An 8,204-nucleotide genomic window follows, 5' to 3' on the forward strand; every position below is an offset into this window, starting at 1 on the left:
AGTTTCGGGCGGGTCGGCGTCGGTCAGACCCCGCGGAAGCGGTTGATCGCCTCGAGGTGCTGCTCGCGCATCTCGTGGTCGCGGACGCCGAGGCCCTCGGTGGGGGCGAGGCAGAGGACGCCGACCTTGCCCTGGTGGGCGTTCTGGTGGACGTCGAGGGCGGCCTGGCCGACGTCGTCGAGGGCGTAGGTCTTCGAGAGGGTCGGGTGGATCTTGCCCTTCGCGATGAGCCGGTTGGCCTCCCAGGACTCGCGGTAGTTGGCGAAGTGCGAGGAGATGATGCGCTTGAGGTTCATCCACAGGTAGCGGTTGTCGTACTCGTGCATGTAGCCGCTGGTGGAGGCGCAGGTGGTGATGGTGCCGCCCTTGCGGGTCACGTAGACGGAGGCGCCGAAGGTCTCGCGGCCGGGGTGCTCGAAGACGATGTCGATGTCCTCGCCGCCGGTGAGCTCGCGGATCTTCGCGCCGAGGCGCTTCCACTCCTTCGGGTCCTGGGTGTGCTCGTCCTTCCAGAACCGGTAGCCCTCCTCGGAGCGGTTGATGATCAGCTTCGCGCCCATCGAGCGACAGATCTCGGCCTTCTCCTCGTTGGAGACCACGCAGACCGGGGTGGCGCCGCCGTTGAGGGCGTACTGGGTCGCGAAGCCGCCCAGGCCGCCGGAGGCGCCCCAGATCAGCACGTTGTCGCCCTGCTTCATGTCGCCGCCGTTCTTGGAGACGAGCTGGCGGTACGCCGTGCAGTTGACCAGGCCGGGGGAGGCGGCCTCCTCCCAGGTCAGGTGGGCCGGCTTGGGCATCAGCTGGTTGGCCTTGACCAGGGCGACGTGGGCGAGGCCGCCGAAGTTGGTCTCGAAGCCCCAGATCCGCTGCTGCGGGTCGAGCATCGTGTCGTCGTGGCCGTCGGGGTCCTCGAGCTCGACCGAGAGGCAGTGGGCGACCACCTCGGTGCCCGGCTGCCACCTGGTGACGCCCGGGCCGGTGCGCAGGACCACGCCGGACAGGTCGGACCCGACCACGTGGTAGGGCAGGTCGTGCCGCTTGGTGAGCGGGGAGAGGCGGCCGTAGCGCTCGAGGAACCCGAAGGTCGAGACCGGTTCGAAGATCGACGTCCACACCGTGTTGTAGTTGATCGCGCTCGCCATGACGGCGACCAGCGCCTCGCCGGGGCCGAGCTCGGGCAGCGCGACGTCCTCGACGTGCAGCGACTTGCGGGGGTCCTTCTCCTTGGTCGCGATGCCCTCGAAGATCCCGGCCTCGTCCTTGTGGACGGTCGCGGCCCGGTAGTGGTCGGGGATCTCGAGGGTCGCGAAGTCACCTGCGGCAGTGTCGCCTGCCTGGATCGCGTCGAGGATGTGCTGCACGTCGGCTCCTGGTTGGGTCGAGCGGCTGGGCTTTGGCGGGAGATTACCCATCGGTAACCGGGGCCAGCCAGCCCCTGTGACCTGTTCCTCAGTGGGAGGCGACGGCCGGCTCCACGAGCTCGACGAGCACGCCGCCGGCGTCCTTGGGGTGGATGAAGTTGATCCGCGAGTCCGAGGTCCCGCGACGCGGCTCGTCGTACAGCAGACGCAGGCCGCGCTCGCGCAGGATCGCGCTGACCGCCTCGACGTCGGTGACCCGATAGGCCATCTGCTGGATGCCCGGCCCCTTGGCGTCGAGGAACTTCGCGATCGTGGACTGCTCGTCGAGCGGGGCGAGGAGCTGGATGCAGGAGTGGGGCTGCTCGGGGTCGCCGACGGCCATCATCGCCTCGCGGACACCCTGCTCCTCGTTGACCTCCTGGTGCGCCAGCCGCATCCCGTACATCTCCTGGTAGAAGGCGATCGCGGCGTCCAGGTCGGGCACGGCGATGCCGACGTGGTCGATCGCGGTGAAGAGGTGCTCGGGGATCTCCAGGCTCATGGCCGACATGGTCGTACGCCGCGGGCGCGGCGGCGAGCACGTGTGAGATGTTCCACCCTCGCCGGGGTCCGGGAGCGTGGGTAAGGTCGGCCGGAGATCGACCCACGAGTCTTGGAGGCCTTCCATGTCCGGTACGTCTGTCATCGTCGCGGGGGCGCGCACCCCGATCGGCCGCCTGTCGGGCAGCCTCAAGGACTTCTCGGCCGCCGACCTCGGGGGCGTCGCGATCAAGGGAGCGCTCGCGAAGGCGGGGGTCTCCGGCGAGCAGGTCGACTACGTGATCATGGGCCAGGTGATCCTGGCCGGGGCCGGGCAGAACCCCGCCCGGCTGGCGGCCGTCGGTGGCGGCATCCCGATGAGCGTCCCGTCGATGACGATCAACAAGGTCTGTCTGTCGGGCCTCAACGCGATCGCGCTCGCCGACCAGCTGATCCGCGCCGGCGAGGTCGACGTCGTCGTCGCCGGCGGCATGGAGTCGATGACCAACGCCCCGCACTTCCTGCCGAAGTCGCGCGAGGGCATCAAGTTCGGCGACGTGAAGCTCGTCGACTCGATGGCCTACGACGCGCTCTTCGACCAGTTCACCTCGCAGGCGATGGGCCTGCTCACCGAGGAGTGCAACGCCGCGGCGGCGAACCTGACCCGCGCGGAGCAGGACGAGTTCGCGGCCCAGTCGCACCAGAAGGCCGCCGTGGCGTGGAAGAACGGCGTCTTCGACGACGAGGTGGTGCCGGTCGAGATCCCGCAGCGCAAGGGTGACCCGATCCAGTTCGCGACCGACGAGGGAGTGCGCGGCGACACCACCGCGGAGTCGCTGGGCAAGCTGCGTCCGGCGTTCTCCAAGGAGGGCACGATCACCGCGGGCTCGTCGTCCCAGATCTCCGACGGTGCCGCCGCGGTCGTCGTGATGAGCAGGGCGAAGGCCGAGGAGCTCGGGCTCGACTGGCTCGCCGAGATCGGCGCGCACGGCCAGGTCGCCGGCCCCGACTCCACCCTTCAGCTCCAGCCGTCCGCCGCGACCGCGAAGGCCTGCGAGAAGGAGGGCATCGCGCCGACCGACCTCGACCTCGTGGAGTTCAACGAGGCGTTCGCCGCGGTCGGCATCTCCTCGGCCCGCGAGCTCGGACTCGACAACGCCAAGGTCAACGTCAACGGCGGCGCGATCGCGCTCGGCCACCCGGTCGGCATGTCGGGCACGCGCGTGGTGCTGCACCTCGCGCTCGAGCTCAAGCGGCGCGGGGGCGGCGTCGGTGCCGCGGCCCTGTGCGGCGGCGGTGGGCAGGGCGACGCCCTGATCGTGCGTGTCCCGACGGCCTGACTCCGTCGAGCGACTGGTCGAGCGCGCCCGCGAGGGCGATGCCCGATCGGTCGCCCGGCTGATCTCGCTCGTCGAGGACGAGTCCCCGCTGCTGCGCGAGGTGATGGCGGCGCTCGCGCCGCACACCGGCAGCGCGCAGGTCATCGGCATCACCGGCTCGCCGGGCGTCGGCAAGTCGACGTCGACCAGCGCGCTGGTGACCGAGCTCCGCAGGGCCGGCAAGCGCGTCGGCGTGCTCGCGGTCGATCCGTCCTCGCCGTTCTCCGGTGGCGCGCTGCTCGGCGACCGGGTGCGCATGCAGGACCACGCGCTCGACCGTGACGTCTACATCCGCTCGATGGCCTCGCGGGGGCACCTCGGCGGCCTGGCGTGGACGACCCCCCAGGCACTTCGGGTGCTCGACGCCGCCGGCTGCGACGTGGTGCTGGTCGAGACCGTCGGCGTCGGCCAGAGCGAGGTCGAGATCGCCGGGCTCGCCGACACCACGATGGTGCTGCTCGCGCCCGGCATGGGCGACGGCATCCAGGCCGCCAAGGCCGGCATCCTCGAGATCGGCGACCTCTACGTCGTCAACAAGGCCGACCGCGACGGTGCCGAGCAGGTACGCCGCGACCTGCGCTCGATGCTCGCGCTGGCCGACCGCACCGACGACGCGTGGAGGCCGCCGATCGTGATGACGGTCGCCCAGCAGGGGCAGGGGCTCGACGAGGTCGTCGGCGAACTCGACCGGCACCGCGCGTGGCTGGCGTCGAGCGGCGAGCTCGCGCGGCGCCGTACCCGCCGGGCCCGCGACGAGATCGAGGCCATCGCGGTCACCGCGCTCCGTGCGCGCTGGGGCGACGTCCACGGCCGCTCCGAGCTCGACGAGCTCGCCACGGCCGTGGTCGAGGGCGAGACCGATCCCTACGCCGCCGCCGACGAGCTGCTGGACGCGTTCGCCGACTGACGCGCACCCGACAGGCCGGGGAGGAACGCGGCGGCGACGGCCACCACCACGGTGGTCGCGGTCAGGTAGACGAGGCTCGCCGCGAACGCCTCGACGATGCCCTCCTCGACACGGCCGAAGAAGATGATCCCGACCAGTGCCACGCCCAATGCGTTGCCGACCTGCTGCACCGTCGACGCCGTGCCCGAGACGGTGCCGGCGTCTCGTGGGTCGACCGCGCCCAACACGGTGCCGATGAGCGCCGAGAGCGCCACGCCCATGCCGAGGCCGCCGACGGCCAGTCCCGGCACGAGCCACAGCACGGCGCCGCCGGCGTGCTCGACGGCCGCCAGCAGCAGCAGATGACCGGCCCCGAAGACGAGTGCGCCGCCGCCGATGGTGGCGCGGGCGCCGTACCGGACCAGCAGCGTGGCGGCGTCGCGGGTGCCGATCATGTACGTCGCCGCGACGATCGTGAACACGGCACCGGAAGCCAGCGGCCCGAGGCCACGGCCGTCCTGGAGGTAGAGCGCGAGCACGAGGAAGTAGGCCGCCATGCCCGTGAAGAGCGCGGCCTGCCCGAGCAGGCCGACGCCGACCGGCCGGTGTCGCAGCGCACCGGGGTCGACCAGCGGCGTGGTGCCGCGGCGACGCAACGCCCGGCCGCGCAGCCAGGCGAGGTCGGCCAGCACGGCTGCGGAGCCCAGGCAGAGCCAGGTCCACAGCGGCCAGCCCTGACGCTGGCCCTCGACCAGTGGGAGCACCAACGCGGTGAGCGTCCCGACGACGAGCAGGGCCTCCGTCGGGTCGACGCGAGGCGCGGCGCGGAAGCGGATGTCGGGAAGCAGCCGGGGTGCGGCGACGAGCGCGGCCAGGCCGATCGGCACGTTGACGAGGAAGATCGAGCGCCAGCCCGTGCCCGCCACGTCGAGGTGGATGAGCAGGCCGCCGAGGAGCTGGCCGAGCGCGGCGGCGACGCCCATGACGGTCGCGTAGGCGCCGAGCGCCCGGGTGCGGTGCGGCCCGTCGTAAACGTCACCGATGAGCGAGAGCACGGTCGGGCCGATCGCCGCGGCGGCCGCTCCCTGGACGAGCCGGGCGACGACCAGCGTCTCGACGTCGGGGGCCACGCCGCACGCGGCCGAGCTCACGACGAACAGCGCGACGCCGAGGACGAACATCCGGCGGCGGCCCCAGCGGTCGGCGATCCGGCTGGCCACGAGCAGCAGGCCGCCGAAGGTCAGGCCGTAGCCGGCGACCACCCACTCGAGCGCGGTGCTGCCGGCGTGCAGGTCGCGCCGCACCGACGGCAGTGCGACGTTGACGACGAAGAAGTCGAGGACGATCAGGAAGATGCCGGTCAGCAGGACCGCGAGGGGGCCCCGTCTGAAGGTGGTGTCGGAGTCGAGGTGGGGGATGGTCATGGCAGGAGTTCTCCGGCCTCCCGCAGGGGGAGAGTCAAGGCCGGAAGCGAGCAGGAGTCGTCGTGGACTCTCCCCCGGGGGGAGGGTGCAGGCTGGGCGCCATGAACGGCCTGCTGAGCATCGGCGACTTCTCCCGGATGACGTTCCTGACCGTCAAGGCGCTGCGGCACTACCACGACGTGGGGTTGCTGGAGCCGGCGCGGATCGACCCGCACAGCGGCTATCGGCTCTACCGGCCCGAGCAGGTCGCCCCGGCCCGGCTGATCCGTCGGCTGCGCGACCTCGACCTGCCCGTCGACGACGTGCGCGCCGTGCTGGACGCGCCGGACGACGAGAGCCGCAACGCGGTGATCGTCGCTCACCTGGATCGGATGAGCCGACAGCTGCGGGAGACCCAGGAGACGGTCGACTCGCTGCGACGGCTGCTCTCCGGCGACGAGGAGCGCCTGGCGGTGGTGCGGCGTGACGAGGCGGCCGTGCTGACGCTCGCGATCCGCGGTGTCGTCGGCGGCGACGTCGCCGTGTCGTGGTGGCTCGAGGCGTTCGCCGAGCTGCACCGCGCCCTGCGGACGTCCGGCGCCGAGCGCGCCGGCCCCGACGGGGCGGTCTTCCCCACCGAGTTCTTCACCGAGGGCAGCGCCGAGGTCGTCGTCTTCGTGCCGGTCACCTCGACCGCCACCGTCGGGGGTCGGGTCGAGGTCGTGGAGCGGCCGGCGGGGCGCTACGCGGTCGCGACGTACGACGGCCCCATGGTGGACCTCGACGGCGCCTACTCGGTGCTCGGGCGGACGGTGACCGAGCAGGCACTGGCGGCCGACGGCCCGGTCGTGGAGCGCTACCTCCCGCTCGGTGACGAGGGCGACCTGCTCGACCACGCCACGGAGGTCTGCTGGCCGGTCCGGCGGTGACGTGCCCGATCTGGTCTAGACCGGCGTGTCGGGGTGCATGGTCGGTGCCGGAGCCGGTAGACACCGGACAGGTCCATGTCATGACTCCGGGTGTCACCGCAGATGGAGCTTCCCCCATGAAGAAGGTCGTCCTCGTCGCCGTCGTGCTCTTCCTCGGCTTCTGGATGTTCACCAACCCCCGCAGCCTCGCCGACACCTCCCAGGACGCCGGCGGCCAGGCCGTCTCGGCGACCGGGGACTTCTTCGAGGCGCTCATCGACTTCGCCGGCGAGCTCGGCGAGTAGCCGCGACCATGGGTCTCGGTGGCTGGACGGACCCCGACATCGCCAAGCACCTGCTGCGCGACGAGGGCGAGGTGATCGTCGACGAGGTCCGCCACCACTGGTGCGCCTACGTGCGCCCAGCGCTCGAGGCGCTCGCCGCCGCGGGCCTGTTGGCGATCAGTGCCGTCGCACCCGTCGACGTCGCGTGGGCGCCGATCCTCCTGGCGCTCGCCGCGCTGCTCCACGCCGCGTGGCTCGCGCTCCGAGAGCACCGGGACCGCTTCGTGATCACCAACATGCGCGTCTTCCGGGTCCACGGCGTGCTCAGCCAGAGCCTCGCGACGATGCCGCTCACCCGGATCCTCGACATCACCGTGCGTCGCCCGCTCCACGGCCGGCTCCTCGGCTTCGGCCACTTCTGCTTCGAGTCGGCCGCCCAGGAGCAGGGCGTCCGCGACGTCCGGTACGTCGGCCGGCCCTACGAGCGCGACCTCGCGATCCAGCGCGTCGTACAGCGCTCCGGGCTGCGCGGCAACCGGGTCAACTAGCTAGTGGTCGTGCCCGTTGATACGTCGGGGGTCTCCGTGCTCGGCGTGTGTGCATCGCAAGGCGGCGGCGTGACGGCATACCGGGTTGTCTACCGAGCGTCGCCAACGCAGCGAGGTGCGTGCGCTGGGTGCGCAGATCCTTGGTGAATCAACGGGGATGACCACTAGCCTCTCTCCGTGGCCCTTCCCTTCGACCCGATCGACGAAGCCGCCCGCCAGTGGGGAAAGCGCTGGGAGGGCGTGCCCGCGATGCACGCCGTCACCTCGCTGATGCGCGTGCAGCAGCTGGTGATCGGCCAGCTCGACGCGATCCTCCGACCGCACGGGCTCACGTTCGCCCGCTACGAGGCGCTGGTGCTGCTGACCTTCTCCTCTCGCGGCTCGCTGCCCCTCGGCAAGATGGGCGAGCGGCTGCAGGTGCACCCGACCTCGGTCACCTCGATCGTGCGGCGTCTGGAGGCGGCGAGCCTCGTCGTACGCCGCGCGCACCCCGACGACGGGCGGGCCGTGCTGGCCGAGATCACCCCCGCCGGCCGCGAGCTGGTGGAGCTCGCCACGAAGGACCTGGTCGCCGCCGACTTCGCCCTCGGTGCGCTCTCCGACGGCGACCTGGCGTCGCTGTCGAGCCTGCTGGCGCCGGTGCGGAAGGCAGCCGGGGACTACTGAGACGACCCGGGACGAGGGGCCAGGTCGGCCCGTCGACCGCCGGGGGTGGCTTCGAGACGGTTGCTGCGCAACCTCCTCAACCACCGTGTCGCCGGCGCTGCGCAACCTCCTCAACCACCGTGTCGCCGGCGTTGCGCCACCTCCTCAACCACCGAGACCGGGCCGCGGTGGTTTGAGGAGGGACGAAGTCCCGTCTGTAAGGAAGGTTCCGGTGACTTTGCCCTCGGCCTCGGGTTCAGCTGGCGGGTCG

The 8,204-nt window shown here is 71.6% G+C and carries 9 protein-coding genes; 6 read left to right on the forward strand and 3 right to left on the reverse strand.

Features of this window, described 5'->3' with window-relative positions:
- Positions 1–23: 23 nt before the first annotated feature.
- Positions 24–1,361: a crotonyl-CoA carboxylase/reductase gene (ccrA, locus tag PZ894_RS09495; protein WP_275744259.1), complete on the reverse strand. Its 1,338-nt coding sequence runs from the start codon at positions 1,359–1,361 to the stop codon at positions 24–26.
- A gap of 88 nt (positions 1,362–1,449) precedes the next feature.
- Positions 1,450–1,911 carry a methylmalonyl-CoA epimerase gene (gene mce / locus PZ894_RS09500; protein WP_275744260.1) on the reverse strand — a complete coding sequence of 154 codons (462 nt, stop codon included), beginning with the start codon at positions 1,909–1,911 and terminating at the stop codon, positions 1,450–1,452.
- 115 nt (positions 1,912–2,026) lie between these two features.
- Between mce and PZ894_RS09505 the strand changes: the two genes are divergently transcribed.
- On the forward strand, positions 2,027–3,220 hold the full coding sequence (locus tag PZ894_RS09505; protein ID WP_275744261.1) for an acetyl-CoA C-acetyltransferase: 1,194 nt from the start codon (positions 2,027–2,029) through the stop codon (positions 3,218–3,220).
- Positions 3,204–4,166 (forward strand): methylmalonyl Co-A mutase-associated GTPase MeaB, encoded by a 963-nt coding sequence (meaB, locus tag PZ894_RS09510; RefSeq protein ID WP_275744262.1) that lies wholly within the window; start codon positions 3,204–3,206, stop codon positions 4,164–4,166. The genes PZ894_RS09505 and meaB overlap by 17 nt, the downstream gene beginning before the upstream one ends.
- On the opposite strand, the gene PZ894_RS09515 is transcribed toward meaB, so the two are convergent.
- Positions 4,124–5,569, reverse strand: a complete 1,446-nt coding sequence (locus PZ894_RS09515; RefSeq protein ID WP_275744263.1) for an MFS transporter — start codon at positions 5,567–5,569, stop codon at positions 4,124–4,126. The two genes, meaB and PZ894_RS09515, sit on opposite strands and share 43 nt — an antisense overlap.
- 101 nt (positions 5,570–5,670) lie before the next feature.
- Here PZ894_RS09515 and PZ894_RS09520 point away from each other — a divergent pair, with 101 nt between their 5' ends.
- The 4 genes from PZ894_RS09520 to PZ894_RS09535 all read left to right on the forward strand — a co-directional run bounded on the left by PZ894_RS09520 (position 5,671) and on the right by PZ894_RS09535 (position 7,954).
- On the forward strand, positions 5,671–6,477 hold the full coding sequence (locus PZ894_RS09520; RefSeq protein ID WP_275744264.1) for a MerR family transcriptional regulator: 807 nt from the start codon (positions 5,671–5,673) through the stop codon (positions 6,475–6,477).
- A gap of 116 nt (positions 6,478–6,593) precedes the next feature.
- The gene (locus PZ894_RS09525) at positions 6,594–6,761 is read left to right on the forward strand and encodes a hypothetical protein (protein WP_275744265.1); all 168 of its coding nucleotides are present in this window, start codon (positions 6,594–6,596) and stop codon (positions 6,759–6,761) included.
- 8 nt (positions 6,762–6,769) lie between these two features.
- Positions 6,770–7,288: a PH domain-containing protein gene (locus PZ894_RS09530; RefSeq protein WP_275744266.1), complete on the forward strand. Its 519-nt coding sequence runs from the start codon at positions 6,770–6,772 to the stop codon at positions 7,286–7,288.
- A 177-nt stretch (positions 7,289–7,465) separates the two neighbouring features.
- The gene (locus PZ894_RS09535) at positions 7,466–7,954 is read left to right on the forward strand and encodes a MarR family transcriptional regulator (protein WP_275744267.1); all 489 of its coding nucleotides are present in this window, start codon (positions 7,466–7,468) and stop codon (positions 7,952–7,954) included.
- The last annotated feature ends 250 nt before the right edge of the window (positions 7,955–8,204 follow it).

The organism is Nocardioides sp. YIM 152315 (assembly GCF_029210375.1).
GTDB lineage: Bacteria > Actinomycetota > Actinomycetes > Propionibacteriales > Nocardioidaceae > Nocardioides.